Here is a 15,370-nt window from a genome sequence, read left to right as displayed (position 1 = left end):
GCGCTCGGAATCTGCTGGGCTCCATCCAGCGCGAGCCTGCTTCACCTCACCATCTAACGTTCCGCACTGCTTTAATTCGGTTCTCTCTAGGCTGTCGCCTCTGCCGCTGCTCGGGCGGCGTCAGGTAGAGCCTCGATGATGCGGTCCATGGCAGCGTCATCGTGGGCTGCTGAGAGGAACCAGGCTTCGAAGGCACTGGGCGGTAAGTAGATGCCGGAGTTCAGCATGGAGTGGAAGAAGGCATTGTAGCGGTAGGTTTCTGACGCCTTGATGTCTTCGTAGTTGTGCACGCCCTTGTCAGCAGTACCAAAGGCGACGGAGAAGAGGTTGCCTGCGGTCTGGATGGAGTGGTTGACCCCGGCGGTGTTGAAGGCTTCGACCAGGGCGGCCTGCAGCTGGGCTGAGCGGGTGTCAATGGTTTCGTAGACGGTGGCGTCAGCGGCCTTGAGGGTGGCCAGACCGGCGGCCATGGCGATGGGGTTACCGGAGAGGGTGCCTGCCTGGTAGACGGGGCCCAGCGGAGCCAGGTATTCCATGATCTCGCGCTTGCCGCCCAGGGCTGCCATGGGCATACCGCCGCCGATAACCTTGCCGAAGGTGAAGATATCGGGGGCCCAGTTACCTTCTGCGGGGGCGGAGTAGCCCCAGTAGCCTGCGGATGAGACGCGGAAGCCGGTCAGCACCTCGTCGAAAATCATGAGGGCACCCTGTTCGCGGGTAATCTCGCGCAGGAAGGCGTTGAAGCCCTCAGCAGGGGTCACAACGCCCATGTTACAGGGGGCTGCTTCGGTGATGATGGCGGCAATTTCGCCGGGGTTGGCGGCAAAAGCTGCGCGGACGGCGTCCTCGTCATTGTAGGGAAGGACGATAGTTTCGGCAGCGGTAGCGGCGGTGACGCCTGCCGAGCCGGGCAGGGCCAGGGTGGCGACGCCGGAGCCGGCTTCTGAGAGCAGGGCATCGACGTGGCCGTGGTAGCAACCGGCAAACTTAATGATCTTGTCGCGGCCGGTGTAGCCGCGGGCCAGGCGGATGGCTGTCATGGTTGCTTCGGTGCCGGTGGAGACCATGCGGATCTGGTCGATGGTTCCGGGGGCTACGGCGTTGATGCGGTCAACCACGAGTTCAGCCAGTTCGGTTTCGGCGGCGGTTGAGGCGCCGAAGGAGAGGCCGTGTTCAACCGCTGCGTGCACGGCTTCGATGACGCCGGTGTGCTTGTGGCCGAGCAGGGCCGGGCCCCAGGAGCAGACCAGGTCGACGTAGTTGTGGCCGTCCGCGTCGGTCAGGTAGGGGCCGGAGGCTTCCACCATGAAGGCGGGGGTGCCGCCAACGGAGTTGAAGGCGCGCACGGGGGAATTAACGCCGCCGGGAATGACGCGGGCGGAGCGGGCAAAGAGGTCTTCTGAGACGGTCAAAGGGTTTACCTTTCGTTGAGCCAGGTGGCGGCTTCGGTGGCGTAGTAGGTCAGGATGATGGAGGCGCCTGCACGGCGGATGCCCATGAGGGCTTCGAGGGCTACGGCCTTGCGGTCGATCCAGCCGGCGGCGGCAGCAGCTTCAATCATGGCGTATTCGCCGGAGACATGATAGGCAGCAACGGGGACGGGCGAGAAGTCGGCGACTTCGCGCACGATGTCCAGGTAGGCGGTGGCGGGCTTGACCATGACCATATCGGCACCCTGCTCGATATCGAGCTGGACTTCGTAGAGGGATTCCCGGCGGTTGGCGGGGTCCTGCTGGTAGGTTTTGCGGTCGCCGGTGAAGGTGGAGCCCACCGCATCGCGGAAGGGGCCGAAGAAGGCCGAGGCGTATTTGGCGGAGTAGGCCAAGATAGAAACGTCGGTGAAGCCGGCTTCGTCGAGGGCGGTGCGCATGGCGGCGATTTGGCCGTCCATCATGCCGGAGGGGCTGACGGTGTGGGCACCGGCGCGCGCCTGGGAAACCGCCATCTTGCAGTAGGACTCCACGGCGGCGTCATTATCAACGACGGTGTTACCGAAGGTGTCTTCGACCAGGGGGCCGCAGTGGCCGTGGTCGGTGAATTCGTCGAGGCAGGTATCTGCCATGACGACCACCGAGTCGCCGAAGTGCTGGCGCACAGCGCGGATAGCCCGGTTGAGAATGCCGTCTTCGGCCCAGGCAGCTGAACCTGCTGCGTCCTTATCTTCATCGCGGGGCACGCCGAAGAGGTCGATGCAGCGCACGCCGGCATCTACTGCTTTCTGGACTTCGCCGATGACGGTTTCCAGGGTGTGCTGGTACTGGCCGGGCATGGATTCGATGGCAACGGGCTCCTCAATTCCGTCGCGCACGAAGAGCACCTGCACCAGGTTAGCCGGGGTCAGGGCGGTTTCGGCGGTCAGGGCCCGCATGGGGCCGGTGGTGCGCAGGCGGCGGGGGCGCACCGGGAGGGCTGAGGGTTCAAACATGGTCTTCCTTGACGGGTAGGTGTCTTTTTAGCTTAGAGGGCGAGGGCGGCTGCTGCCAGGTCTGCGGCGGCGGGGCTTGCCGCCACGGTGATGGTGGCAGGACGCTGCTGCTCGGGTAGGTTTCGGGCGGCGGCTTCGGTGCTGGCCCCGATGGCAACGGTGGGGGGTAGGGTGCTGCCGGCGGCGTCCGCTAGGGTTTGCACTAGCAGGGGCGAGGTTGCAATCAGGACGTCGGTGGTAGCGAGCGCGGTGACGGCCTCGCCCAGGGTGAGCGCGGAACCTGATGGAGCATCGGGCTCAGCAGGGTTCTGCCCGGTAAGAGGGTTCTCTGCTGGGTAGGGTAGCATGTCGTAGACCGGTAGGGTGGCTACGGTGTAGCCGTAGTCGGTGAGCCCTTCTTCGAGAGTCGGTGAAGCTGTAGCCCCCTGGACGGCCAAGATGGTTTCGTCCATGGGGTTGTCCCATTCTTCATCGATGAGCCATTCGTCGACCATTCCGGCTGCTGACTGGGTTTCGGGCACGAAGTCGACCAGCAGGCCCCGCTCAACCAGGGCCGCCTCGGTAGCCCGACCGACGGCTGCAACCTGGGCAGCACCTAACAGCTCGACCAGGCTTTGGCCCAGCCCCTGTGCCAGGGCGTCTAGGCCCAGTACCCCGTTGACCGAGGTGAAAGTGACCCAGGAGAATTCCCCGCGAATCAGGGCGAAAGCGACCTCTTCCCAGTCTTCTGGTTCGGTGCCCACGGGGTCAAGAATGGGGGCATAGAGCAGCTTCGCTTCGGTCTCCTGCTTCAGAAGAGCACTGGTCAGCGCGGCGGCCTTAGCCGGGGTGCGGGTAATGAGGTAGGTAGTCACGGTTCCTAAACACCGCCTTCAAGACCAGCGAGGGCGGCAGCGCCCATGCCCAGCAGGTCATCGGCAGCCTGGGTGCCAAGGAAGGCGGCGGCTTCTACCGACAGGGTCTCTGTCTGCACGGTACGCCGCAGCAGCTCGGTGCCGTCGGTATTAGCCACAGCGATGTTAAGGACGAGCTGGCCAGCGTCCACCAGGGCGTAAGCCCCAATGGGGGCGGCGCAGCCCGCTTCAAGGCGGCGGAGCAGGGCGCGCTCAGCGGTCACAGCCAGCTGGGTCTCGGTGTGGTTGACCGCGGCTACAGCCTGCCCCAGCTCTGTTTGCTCACCGGCATCCTCGGTACGAATTTCGATAGCGAGGGCCCCCTGGCCGGGAGCGGGCACAACCCTGTCTGCCCCCAAGTACTCGGTGATGGTCTCAGCAAGTCCCAGACGGTGCAGACCGGCGGCAGCCAGCACGACCGCATCACAGTCACCGGTGATAGCGCCAAGCTTCTTCTCACCGTGCAGGCCGTGGGCACCCACCCCGTAGTGCTCATTGCCAGCCACACGGGCCAGGCGGGTACCCACATTACCGCGGATATCAACAATGGTGAGGTCAGGACGGATAGCCAGCAGCTGGGCGGCCCGACGCGGCGACCCCGTGCCCACCCGGGCACCAGCAGGCAGGGTATCGAGGGTCAGACCGTCCCGGGCGCACAGGGCATCGCGGGGGTCCTCCCGCTCCGGGGTAGCGGCAACGGTCAGCCCCGGGCAAGGCGCACTGGGCAGGTCTTTCAGGGAATGGACGGCCACATCCACTCCCCCATCAAGCAGACGGGCGCGCAGGGTCGCAGCAAAAACACCGGTACCACCCAGTTGAGACAGGGGGCCGGTGAGCACGTCCCCCTCAGTTTTGACGGTGACGGTCTCTAGCTCAATGCCGGTCGCCTCCCGCATACGCTGAACAGCCCAGCCAGTCTGGGTGGTCGCAAGAGCCGACCCGCGCGTACCTACGGTAAATGTTCGAGCTGCCAATGAGCGTCCTTTCGTGCAATCTTTGTCAGAGTTTAAGTCCCGAGGTTAGGAGCTTGGGTTCAGGGGCTTCGGGAAAATATATTCCTGTCCCCCCTTGTGCCCAGCTAGATGTGCCGGAGGTGAGATAGCGTGCGCCGAAAGCCGACGTGGATCGGGGCTGGCGGTGAATCGCGACGAGCCCTCAGGCGAGGAGCGAGAGCGGCTGTCGGCGCGGCGCACGCTTACGCACCGCGCCAACTTGCCCTTTCTCGTCTATCTACCCCTGGTAATCAGCAATCACCGGCTTCTCTGAGCCGGGGCGCTGGGACTTGCAGCAGTCGGGGTTGCAGGCGTCGAACCAGCCGTTCCCGCCGCAGACGGAGACGCGGGCTGCCTGTACGCCGTCGGCGTCCTGGGCGGGGGCGGTGGAGGCGACTCGTTCGGCGATCAGCTGGCGCAGGCCCTCAACGTAGGCGGGGTGGGTGCCGGGGGTTGGTGTGCGGGTTGCTGCGAAGCCGAGGCGCTTGCAGGTGTCGAGGGCTTCGGTGTCGAGATCCCATTTGACTTCCATGTGGTCTGAGACGAAGCCGAGGGGTACGAGCACGATGCCGTCGACCTTACCGTCGAGGGCTTCGAGGGCGTCGTTGACGTCGGGTTCGAGCCAGGGCATGGAGGGCGGGCCGGAGCGGGACTGGTAGACCAGTTCCCAGTCGACTTCATCGAGGAGAGCGGGGTCAACGGCCTGTACACCGGCGAGGACGGCGCGTGCAGCTTCCAGGTGCTTCTCGACGTAGGCGGAGCCGCCTTCGTAGTCGACGCCGCGGGGGCCAGCCTCGTTAGCGGCGCTGGTGGGTACGGAGTGGGTGCAGAACATGATGCGGATTTTTCCGTTACCCGCGGCAGCCTGCTGGGCGGCAGCAAGCTGGGCGCGGACGTCCGCGAGCCCCTCAACCAGGCCGTCGATAAAGGGCTGGATGAAGCCGGGGGTATCCCAGAACTGGCGGACCTTGTCGATCTGCAGTTTGCCGTCTAGGCCCAGCTTTTCGAGGGCGATTCCGTAGTCTTCGCGGTACTGGCGGCAGGAGGAGTAGCCGGGGTAGGCGCTAGTGGCCAGCACAAGAATCTTGCGCTTGCCCTCATCGTAGGCCTTCTGGACCACGTCGTTGACGTAGGGCTCCCAGTTGCGGTTAGCCCAGGTGATCTCGATGTCCGGACCCTTTTCGGCCATAGCCTCGCGCAGGGCTACCAGCAGGGCGCGGTTCTGCTCGTTGATGGGTGAGACACCGCCGTTGGCCCGGTAGTGGGTGGCGACTTCTTCCAGGCGTTCGTCGGGGATGCCGCGGCCGGCAGTGACGTTGCGCAAGAAGGGGATGACGTCGTCCTGCCCCTCGGGGCCGCCGAAGGAGGAGAGAATCACCAGGTCATAGTCCTGCGGGGCGGACGCGCGGGGTCGGGTGAGGGTGCGCTCGCTGGTGTAGGTGCCGATGGTGCTCTCATCGAGCACGGCCGGGCCGTTGGAGGCGGTGTTGGCCGGGTCGGTCTGGTTGGGGATGATGTCGTTAGGGAGCTGGACGGTCATTATGCGATCACCTGGGCAACCTCGGCGGCCTCAATGCGGCGGCCGGTGTAGAAGGGAACTTCTTCGCGCACGAAGTGGCGGGCTTCGGTGTTGCGGAAGGAGCGCATGAGGTCAACGAGGAGTACCAGTTCGGGGGCTTCGAGGGCGATGAGCCATTCGTAGTCGTTCAGGCCAAAGGTAGCGATGGTGTTGGGCAACACCTCGGGGAAGTCGATGCCCTTCATGCCGTGGTTTTTCATGACCTCGCGGCGCTTTTCGGGGTTGATGGTGTACCAGTCGTAGGAGCGCACGAAGGGGTAGACGCAGACCCAGCGTTCGGGGGCGGTGCCCCTGGCGAAGGTGGGGGTGTGACCGGCTGAGAATTCGGCGTCGCGGTGTACGCCCATGGTTGACCAGGCAATCTTGGTGCCCGAGAAAGCTGTGGTGCGGCGGAAGCTGCGGATTGCTGCCTGCAGGTCTTCGGGCACAGCGCCGTGAACCCAGACCATCACATCAGCGTCGTTGCGCATGGCTGAGACGTCGTAGAAGCCGCGGGTAATCACGCCCTTGGCTTCGAGCTCAGCAACCAGGGCTTCGAGTTCGGCAGTTGCCTCAGCGCCGGTAGCAGCGGGGTCAGCTACACCTTCGCGAGCAAAAACGGTGTAGAGGGCGTAGTGGAACTGGCTGTCGCCTTCGGCTACTTCGCCGGGGCGCTGGCCCTGAATTTTACCTGCCGCGTCCTTGGCGGTGGGCATGGGCGGACGGCCGCCGTGACCGCTACCGCCGTGGCCGCTGCCGCCGTGACTGTAAGCGCCGTGACCAGCTGAGCCGTGGCCTGCGCTGCCGTATGAGCTGGCGCCGTGGGAGTGTTCTGCAGGGTTACCGTGGTGTGACATGGGGTTACCTTTCGATGTGGGACGTTGAGGGCGAGTGGCCGCTACCTAGTCAGTAGCTGATGTGTCGGTGTTTTTCTGGATGAAGCGCCCCAGGTGCTCCTGGGTGTCTGCGGTGACGGCTGCCAGGCCGGTTCCGGCAATCCAGGCGCCGACGGCGGTGGCACCCGGCAGGTCGGCGAGGGCCGAGCGGAAGGCGGTGACGCGGTCCCGGTGCCCCGGCGTGGTGGAGGGCAGAGCGCTGCGCCAGCGCACGATGTCCGCTGCGACCAGGTGGCTCTTGGTGATGGGCACGCCCAGCAGGTGGCCGGCGTCGTGGAGGCCCAGGGTGACCAGCTGGTCATCGTGCAGGGCCAGTTCTGACAGCGGTGAGGTGTCGTGGTCCTTGCCGCGCCCGTAGGACAGGCGTACCACGTGGCGCCCTTCCCCTGCCCGTTCTGCGACCCAACCCCACTTAGCGGTGGCGTGGGTGAGGGCCTTGGCGCGGACGCCGGTGGCAGCTTCGCTCACCAGCAGGCCGGTACCGCGCGGGGCGGTATCGAGGGCTGGCTGGTCAAGTACCAGGGAGACCAGGGCGACTTCGGGGCCGGGGGCAACGGCGGGCAGGGCGGATGCCGGTAGGTGGGGCCCGAGCAGACGGATGGAGGTCTGGGCGTCGGTGGCTACCACTAGCAGTTCGCCGCGGATAATGGCTGATTTTTCGCCGTATTCGGGCTGGCGTTGGATGGCCGTCCACCCGCCGGTGACGGGGTCGCGGTCCACGGCGATGGTATCGAAGCCGCTGACGATACGCACGCGCTGACGGAGCAGGTCGTCCACTAGAGCTTCGGAGAGCTGGTTCATACCGCCTTCGATACCGGCGACCTGGGAGCCTGCCGGTGAGGCGGCCCGCAGGCGGGCACTGGCTGCGGTAAGGGAGCCCAGCTCGCGGAGGCCGGTCAGCAGACCGGGGGCGATGGTGGCGATTTCTAGCTGGTCGGGGTGTACCGAGTGCACACCGGATACCACCGGGGCTACCAGCTGGTCGAGTACCTGCTGGCCCAAACGCACCCGCACCAGCTCCCCCAGGGTTTTGGCGTTAGACCCGGCTGAGCGCGGCAGCATGGCATCGAGCTTGGCGCGGCGGTAGCCTGCCCGGCCCAGAATTTTCTTGAGGGCCGGGTCATCGAGGCTACCGGGAATGCCCAGAACACCGGTGGACGGTGAGGGGTAGGGCCCGGTGGGCAGGTAGAGCCAGGAGCCTAGAGGCTCGGGCATCACGATGCGGTCAGCCAGCCCCAGGTCAGTCAGCAGGTTGCGGACCGCGTCGGTACGGGTTGCAAAGGACTCAGCACCGGAATCCAGCACCAGGCCAGCTAGCTGGTGGGCGCCTACGGCACCTCCCAGGTGGCTTTCTCGTTCAACCAGGGTGACTTTCTTACCGGCGCGGGCTAGTTCGCGGGCTGCGAGCAGGCCCGAGATGCCGCCGCCAATCACCAGGGCGGTGTTGTGCAGGTGCTGGTGCTGTGCCATGGGGTTTTTCCTAGCCTTCGCGGGTTGAGGTGTGGATGTAGTCGACCAGGCGGGTCAGGACGGTGGGGTCGGTGGTCGGAGGCACCCCGTGCCCCAGGTTGACCACGTGAGCCGGGGCGCAGCGTCCTTCTTCAAGAACCGCATCGGTGTGGGCGGCAAGGGCCTCCCAGCCCGAGGCGAGCAGGGCCGGGTCAATGTTGCCCTGAAGCACAATACCGCCGCCCAAACGGCGCTGGGCTTCGGAGAGGGGCAGGCGGTAGTCAACGCCGATGACGTCGGCGCCGGCTTCAAGCATGGCCGGCAGCAGTTCGGCAGTGCCGGTCCCAAAGTGGATGCGGGGCACCCCGTAGCGTTCAACGGCAGCGAGGGTGGCTGCGGAGTGGGGCATGACGAAGCGACGGTAGTCAGCCTCGCCCAGGGAGCCTGCCCAGGAGTCGAAGAGCTGCACGGCTGAGGCACCCGCCTCAATCTGGGCAGCCAGGAACTGGGCTGAGGTACGGGCGGCCCAGGCACCCAGGGCTTCCCAGGCTTCGGGGTCGGCGTGCATCATGGTGCGCGGACGCAGGTGGTCACGGGAGGGCCCGCCTTCTACCATGTAGGCGGCCACGGTGAAGGGGGCACCGGCAAAGCCGATGAGCGGGGTGGAGCCCAGCTTTTCAACGGTTAGAGCGACAGCTTCTCGAATGGGGTCGAGGGCGGAGTCTTCGAGTTCGGGCAGGTTCTTAATATCGTCGAGGGTGCGGACGGGGGCATCGAGCACGGGGCCGCGCCCGGGAACGATATCGACCCCCACACCAGCTAGCTTCATGGGGATGACAATATCCGAGAAGAAGATACCGGCATCGACCTTGTGGCGGCGCACCGGCTGAACCGTAATTTCTGCGGCCAGCTCAGGGTTAAGGCAGGAGTCCAGCATAGGGATTCCCTCGCGAATTTCGCGGTACTCGGGCAGGGAGCGTCCTGCCTGGCGCATAAACCAGACCGGGGCGTGCTCGGCTTCGCGCCCGGTCAGGGTACGAATCATGGCTGACTCGCCAGTACCGGCGGTCTTCAGGGGGTGGGTAGCGGGCAGGTGGGCAAGCTGCTCGTCGGTGAGCAGGGGGCGCTGACGCAGCGCTGATGACACGGTCTGACTCATATACACTATTCTGCCAAGTTTAAAGCACAATTTTAGAGACAACCTGTCACCAGACCCCCTACAGGGAGGTGTCTATAATAGAGTCGTCGTGACTATTTTCAGCCTTGTAGCATCGCATCGCTCCGTCGACCTCACCACCGTGGCTTACCTCAGCGAAGGCGTTGAGAAAATCCACCGGGATCTTGAACGCACCGGCATTCGTGGTGAGGTAATTTTGTCTACCTGCAACCGCTTAGAGCTCTACGCAGAGATTCCCAGTAAGCCGGGGGCCACCGACCAGAACATCGCCAACGATGTTGCTACCGCCTCAGAGCACATTTTTGACCTGATCTCCCAGCAGTCAGGGCTTTCCTACGACCTGGTAGAAAACAGCTTTGATGTGCTGGTGAATGCCGATGCGGCCCACCACCTCTTCACTGTGGCCTCAGGCCTAGAGTCGGCCGTTGTGGGTGAGCGTGAAATCACCGGCCAGGTGCGTCGCGCTCTATCTCTCTCCCAGGAGCAAGGACGGGCCACCGGCAACCTGGTGCGCCTCTTTGAACACGGTGCCCAAACCGCCCGCCGGGTCGGTCAGCAAACCATGCTGGGCTCCCGGGGCCGCTCCATCGTGTCGGTTGCCCTGGATATGGCCGATGACATCGCCGACAAAACCTGGGAGAATCGCCGGGTTCTGGTCTTTGGTACCGGCGCCTACGCCGGGGCTACCGTAGCTGCCCTGCACTCTCGGGGGACGACCGATATCTGGATATACTCCCGCTCAGATCGTGCAGCCACTTTTGCCGACAAACGCGGGGTACAGGCAGTACCCCACGGGGAACTGCACGAGCAGATGGCAGCGGCCGATATCATCATCGGTTGCTCGGGTGGCGCCTCCCCCATGCTCCCCATCGAAATCCCCGCTGGCAAGCGCGTCATCCTTGATTTAGCGCTCTCCCGCGACTTCGCCCCCGAGGTAGCAGACCTACCCGAGGTAGAACTCATTACCCTCGAATCTGTGCGCCTGGCTGCCCCCGAAGAGACCGTAGAGTCCGTACACACTGCCCGCACAATTGTGGACGAAGCCGCCGCAGAATTCTCCATTAAGGAGAAAGCGCGCAGCGTCGACGCTGCTATTGTTGCTCTCAGACAACACACCATGAGTGTGCTCGATGCCGAGCTCGCTAAGGTGCACAACCAATACGGGTGCACCGCAGCAACTGAACAGCTTGAACTTGCAATGCGCCGCATGGTCAAGTCCCTCCTGCACACCCCGACCGTCCGCGCCCGCGACATGGCACGCGAAGGCCGGGTAGACGACTATGTAGCGGCCCTCGAAGTCCTCTATGGAATCGAAGTGCAAGAAACCCCCGAAGAGGCTGAGCCCCAAACCGACGCCTCCTAGCAGGCAGGCACCCCACCAGCCATGATCCCGTCCGCTCACCACCCCAAAGGTTCGGCAGCAACGATGTCCACCTCCATATTTTCAGCTGACTCCAACCCCGGCGACCCCATCGACCCGTCCGGAGCTTCCCGCCTCCCTAAAGACCTACGCCGCCAGCAGCTCATCGGCAACGCCGTGCGAGTTTTTGCCTCCCAGGGCTACCACACCACCACCATGGATCACATCGCTGCCGCCTCAAACGTGACCAAACCCGTGCTCTACCAGCACTTCACCGGCAAACGCGATCTCTACCTGGCCGTGCTCGATGAGCAAATCAACAACCTCATGACCCAGCTGGTGCAGCCCCTCCACGCCACCAAAGTCAACCGTGAACGAGTACAGGGCGTCATCGGTGCTTTCTTCAATTTTGCCCGCAACAATGTGGCAGGCTACCGCGTCATTTTCGAATCCGATATTCAGAACGACTACGCGGTGCAAGAACGCACCGAAACCATGCACATCACCATCGCCAAGCACATCGCAGAGGTGCTAGCGCCCAACGCCGGCATGCCCTTTGAAGAGGCGCTGATGACAGCCCGCATGCTCACCGGTATGGTGCAGTCAGCGGCCCACATGGTCATCGGCGCTGACGCCTCACCCCAGCAGCTTGCAATGGCTGAGCGTGCGGTCTTCCGGCTGGCCTGGGGCGGTATCTCGATCATCGATGAAGATTGGCAGTAACTCTCTCCCCCGCCGTTGCAGCCTTTTTCTCCCCTGTCAGCTCAGACCGAAACCCCGCATCTTTCCTGCCCCTACTCACGTAAACTGGTGGGCAGAGACCCCCTGCAGTCAGGTAGGGAACCATCGAAAGGAAACCTCATGGAAATCAAGATTGGCGTTATCAACGTTCCCAGCCAGGTCGTCATCGACACCGACGAAACCGCCTCAGACGTCCGCGCCAAGGTCACTGCAGCTCTTGAACAGGGTGGCATCCTGGAACTGACCGATTCTAAGGGCTCCACCACCCTGGTTCCGGCCGCTAACATCGGCTATGTCGAGCTGGGCGCTGAAACCAAGCACCGTATCGGCTTCGGTATCGGCCAGTAACACCGGGCTTCCTCAGCCAGAGGGCCCCGGGAATTTGACGCAAAACTCCCGGGGCCTCTCTTACATTTACGGCACTTGGCGGTAGAATAAAGAAGTTATTTGGTTGCCCGGTCGTACCATCCGTATAGACTCGCCTGCCTTTAGCTCTCCCGCCCCAACGCTCTGCAAGCGTCCGTCTGGCGGTTGATAGAGCTTCTTTGTTGCATGAAAACCCACGATCGGCTTCCTCGTTTGCCCCGGGCCGGGGCCTCACTCTATAAGGAACACGATTCGTGACTAACCCTGATACCACTAAAACTTTCGCCGACTACGGCGTGCGCCAAGACATTGCCGACGCCCTCGCCGAGAAGGGCATCGTCTCCCCCTTCCCCATTCAGGTCCTGACCCTGCCGGTGGCCCTGTCTGGCCAGGACATCATCGGTCAGGCTAAGACCGGTACCGGTAAGACCCTGGGCTTTGGTCTGCCCGCCCTGCAGAGCGTTGCTGTCCCGGGTTCGGACGCTTTCAACCAGCTTCCCGCCCCGGGCGCGCCCCAGGCCCTGATTATCGTCCCCACCCGCGAGCTGGCTATCCAGGTGGGCGATGACCTCTCTGTTGCTGCCTCAAAGACCGGCGTGCGAGTAGCGACCCTCTACGGCGGCCGCCCCTACGACACCCAGGTCAAAGAACTGGAAAAGGGCGTTGAGCTGATCGTGGGCACCCCTGGCCGTCTGATTGACCTGCACCGCCAGAAGTACCTCAATCTGACCCAGATCAAAATTGTGGTACTCGATGAGGCCGACGAGATGCTTGACCTGGGCTTCCTGCCCGATGTGGAGCGTATTCTCTCTTCTGTGCCCGAGGTACGCCAGACCATGCTCTTCTCGGCGACCATGCCCGGGCCGGTCCTGACCATGGCCCGCCGCTACATGAGCCGCCCCATGCACATCCGCGCGGAATCCGGCGAAGAAGAGACCATGACTAAGGCCTCGATTCGCCAGGTTATTTACCGGGCCCACCCCCTCGATAAGGACGAGCTGGTCGGCCGTATTCTGCGCGCCGAGGGTCGGGGCCGCACCGTCATTTTCACTAAGACCAAACGCTCCGCTGCCAAGCTTTCTGATGAGCTGACCGCCCGAGGTTTTGCGGCCGGCGCTATTCACGGCGACCTCAACCAGGGGGCGCGTGAGCAGGCCCTGCGGGCCTTCCGCAACGGCAAGATTGACATTCTGGTCGCAACCGATGTGGCAGCCCGCGGTATTGACGTTGAGGACGTCACCCACGTCATCAACTACCAGTGCCCCGAGGACGAGAAGACCTATCTGCACCGTGTGGGCCGCACCGGCCGCGCGGAGAAGGAAGGCACCGCCGTCACCCTGGTGGACTGGGAGGATGTACCCCGCTGGAAGCTCATCGACAAGGCCCTGGAACTGGGCGTAGATGAGCCGGTTGAAACCTACTCTTCGTCCCCCCACCTCTTCACTGACCTGGGTATTGCCAAGGGAACCAAGGGCCGTCTGCCTAAGGAGGAGCGCACCGCAGCAGGTCTGCAGGCTGAAGAAGCTGAGGACTTTGGTGGTACCCCGGCTCGTGAGAAGCGCCAGGGGCGCGGTGGCCGCGGGGATCGTCGCGGACGTTCGGGCTCCCGTTCTCCGCGCCGCGAGGGCTCACGCTCTGGCGGCGAGGGCCGGGCTGAGAAGCGCGATGATCAGCGTGGCGGTCAGGGCGGGGAGGCTGAGTCCAAGCCGCGCCGTCGCCGTACCCGCCGGGTTGAGGGTGAAGCCGGGCAGGAGCGTCCGGCCCGCCGCCAGCGCCAGCAGAAGCCTGCTGAAGCGGCTGAAGGTGGCCAGCAGGGTGAGGGCCAGCGCCGCCGTCGCCGCCGCACCCGCCGGGTAGAGGGCAGCGACAGCTAACCCCTAGGTACCATTTAAATCAGAAATGACCAACTAGTTGCTGGTCATTTCTGATTTAAATGGTCCTTTTGGATTTAGATGGTACCTACCCTAGCGGGTGGCGCGGGCCTGGCCCTCTGCGTAGCCAGCGGCCGACTGAATACCCACAACAGCTCGCTCGGCGAACTCCTCGATGGAGGCAGCACCGGCGTAAGTGAAGGATGAGCGGACGCCCGAGATAATCGAGTCGATCTGGTCTTCTACACCGCCACGGCCCTCGGGCAGGTAGATTCGGGCTGATGAGATGCCCTCTTCGAACATTTCACGGCGGGCCTTTTCAAAGGCTTCGGTCTTGGAGTTGCGATTGATGACCGCGCGGCGGGAAGCCATGCCGAAGGATTCCTTGTAGAGGCGACCGTCGGCGTCCTGTAATACGTCGCCGGGTGACTCGTAGGTGCCCGCAAACCAGGAACCGACCATGACGTTGGAGGCACCGGCGGCCAGAGCCAGGGCGACGTCGCGGGGGTCCTTGATACCGCCGTCCGCCCAGACGTGTACACCTAGCTTCTTGGCTTCAGCCGCGCATTCCAGCACGGCGGAGAACTGGGGTCGGCCCACGCCGGTCTGCATGCGGGTGGTGCACATGGCGCCGGGGCCAACGCCGACCTTGATGATGTCGGCTCCTGCTTCTGCCAGGTCGCGGACACCCGCGGCGGTGACCACGTTGCCGGCGGCTACGGGGATGGAGGGGGTGAGGGCTTTGACCTTCTTGAGGGCCTCAATCATGGTTTCTTGGTGGCCGTGGGCGGTGTCGACCACGAGCACGTCTGCACCCGCCTCGATCAGGGCGGCGGCACGACCTGCTACGTCGCCGTTGATGCCGATTGCAACGCCGATGCGGAGCTTGCCGTTGGCGTCGGTGGCCGGTTCGTAGAGGCTGGCGCGCAGGGCGGCCGCGCGGGTCAGCACGCCGACCAGCTTGCCGTCGGCGTCCACGACGGGGGCAACCTTGCGGGACTTCTCGTGCAGAATATCGAAGGCTTCACGCGGGGTGACGGTGTCGGGCAGGGTGAGCAGTTCGGTACTCATCAGGTCTTGTATCTGGTCAAAGTTGTCTGCCCCGCGCAGGTCCTTGGGGGTAATGACGCCGATGGGGGTTTCACCGTCCACGACGATAGCGGCCCCGTGGGCACGCTTGGGCAGCAGATGGCGCACGTAGCCTGCGGTGTGGTGGGGCTTGACGGTGATGGGGGTGTCGAAAATCAGGTGGGAGTTTTTGACCCGCTTGATGGTTTCGGCGACGATGTCGGTGGGAACGTCCTGGGGAATGATGGCGATGCCACCGCGGCGGGCAACGGTTTCGGCCATACGACGTCCAGAAACGGCGGTCATATTAGCGATCACCAGGGGGATGGTGGTGCCGGTTCCGTCGGTGGTGGAGAGGTCTACGCCCATGCGGGAACCTACCGCGGAGCGGGAGGGAACCATGAACACGTCGTTGTAGGTCAGGTCGGTGGTGGGAGTCATATCGTTAAGAAAGCGCATGCTTCCCACTCTAAAAGATGAGCGGCTTCTGGGCACAACATTTCGCCAAGAGCTGATTTTTGCACAGTCTTAGCCTATTTTAAAAATGTTATTAGGTCTACCCTACCCCGATTTT

The 15,370-nt window shown here is 63.8% G+C and carries 13 protein-coding genes; 4 read left to right on the top strand and 9 right to left on the bottom strand.

Annotated features, from left to right (window positions below; translation table 11 throughout):
* Positions 1-86: 86 nt before the first annotated feature.
* The 8 genes from hemL to hemE form a co-directional block, all read right to left on the bottom strand.
* A complete protein-coding gene (hemL, locus tag HWU94_RS03935) occupies positions 87-1,412 on the bottom strand; it encodes a glutamate-1-semialdehyde 2,1-aminomutase (protein ID WP_185174394.1) in 1,326 nt (441 codons plus the stop codon).
* A gap of 5 nt (positions 1,413-1,417) precedes the next feature.
* Complete coding sequence (hemB, locus tag HWU94_RS03930) at positions 1,418-2,425, bottom strand: porphobilinogen synthase (protein ID WP_185174393.1); 1,008 nt, start codon at positions 2,423-2,425, stop codon at positions 1,418-1,420.
* 32 nt (positions 2,426-2,457) lie between these two features.
* A complete protein-coding gene (locus tag HWU94_RS03925; RefSeq protein WP_185174392.1) occupies positions 2,458-3,279 on the bottom strand; it encodes a uroporphyrinogen-III synthase in 822 nt (273 codons plus the stop codon).
* Between the two features lie 5 nt (positions 3,280-3,284).
* On the bottom strand, positions 3,285-4,292 hold the full coding sequence (gene hemC, locus HWU94_RS03920; protein WP_185174391.1) for a hydroxymethylbilane synthase: 1,008 nt from the start codon (positions 4,290-4,292) through the stop codon (positions 3,285-3,287).
* Positions 4,293-4,548: 256 nt separating this feature from the next.
* Positions 4,549-5,850: a ferrochelatase gene (locus HWU94_RS03915; protein ID WP_185174390.1), complete on the bottom strand. Its 1,302-nt coding sequence runs from the start codon at positions 5,848-5,850 to the stop codon at positions 4,549-4,551.
* Entirely contained in the window at positions 5,850-6,725 is an 876-nt protein-coding gene (gene hemQ / locus HWU94_RS03910) for a hydrogen peroxide-dependent heme synthase (protein ID WP_185174389.1), read from the bottom strand. Before hemQ ends, HWU94_RS03915 begins: the two co-directional genes overlap by 1 nt.
* A gap of 45 nt (positions 6,726-6,770) precedes the next feature.
* Positions 6,771-8,234 carry a protoporphyrinogen oxidase gene (gene hemG / locus HWU94_RS03905; protein WP_185174388.1) on the bottom strand — a complete coding sequence of 488 codons (1,464 nt, stop codon included), beginning with the start codon at positions 8,232-8,234 and terminating at the stop codon, positions 6,771-6,773.
* Between the two features lie 10 nt (positions 8,235-8,244).
* A complete protein-coding gene (hemE, locus tag HWU94_RS03900; protein ID WP_185174387.1) occupies positions 8,245-9,372 on the bottom strand; it encodes a uroporphyrinogen decarboxylase in 1,128 nt (375 codons plus the stop codon).
* A gap of 88 nt (positions 9,373-9,460) precedes the next feature.
* On the opposite strand from hemE, the gene HWU94_RS03895 reads away from it, so the two are divergent.
* The 4 genes from HWU94_RS03895 to HWU94_RS03880 all read left to right on the top strand — a co-directional run bounded on the left by HWU94_RS03895 (position 9,461) and on the right by HWU94_RS03880 (position 13,731).
* On the top strand, positions 9,461-10,753 hold the full coding sequence (locus HWU94_RS03895; protein WP_185174386.1) for a glutamyl-tRNA reductase: 1,293 nt from the start codon (positions 9,461-9,463) through the stop codon (positions 10,751-10,753).
* A gap of 63 nt (positions 10,754-10,816) precedes the next feature.
* A complete protein-coding gene (locus HWU94_RS03890) occupies positions 10,817-11,473 on the top strand; it encodes a TetR/AcrR family transcriptional regulator (protein ID WP_185174385.1) in 657 nt (218 codons plus the stop codon).
* A gap of 138 nt (positions 11,474-11,611) precedes the next feature.
* The gene (locus HWU94_RS03885; RefSeq protein ID WP_185174384.1) at positions 11,612-11,839 is read left to right on the top strand and encodes a DUF3107 domain-containing protein; all 228 of its coding nucleotides are present in this window, start codon (positions 11,612-11,614) and stop codon (positions 11,837-11,839) included.
* Positions 11,840-12,111: 272 nt separating this feature from the next.
* Positions 12,112-13,731 (top strand): DEAD/DEAH box helicase, encoded by a 1,620-nt coding sequence (locus HWU94_RS03880; RefSeq protein WP_185174383.1) that lies wholly within the window; start codon positions 12,112-12,114, stop codon positions 13,729-13,731.
* A gap of 90 nt (positions 13,732-13,821) precedes the next feature.
* Here HWU94_RS03880 and HWU94_RS03875 read toward each other — a convergent pair whose 3' ends face one another.
* Entirely contained in the window at positions 13,822-15,255 is a 1,434-nt protein-coding gene (locus HWU94_RS03875; protein ID WP_185174382.1) for a GuaB1 family IMP dehydrogenase-related protein, read from the bottom strand.
* Between the last annotated feature and the right edge of the window lie 115 nt (positions 15,256-15,370).

The organism is Rothia nasimurium (assembly GCF_014217215.1).
Lineage (GTDB): Bacteria > Actinomycetota > Actinomycetes > Actinomycetales > Micrococcaceae > Rothia > Rothia avistercoris.
Note: the sequence above shows the minus strand (reverse complement) of the source record. Positions and strands in the feature narration are given on the sequence as shown.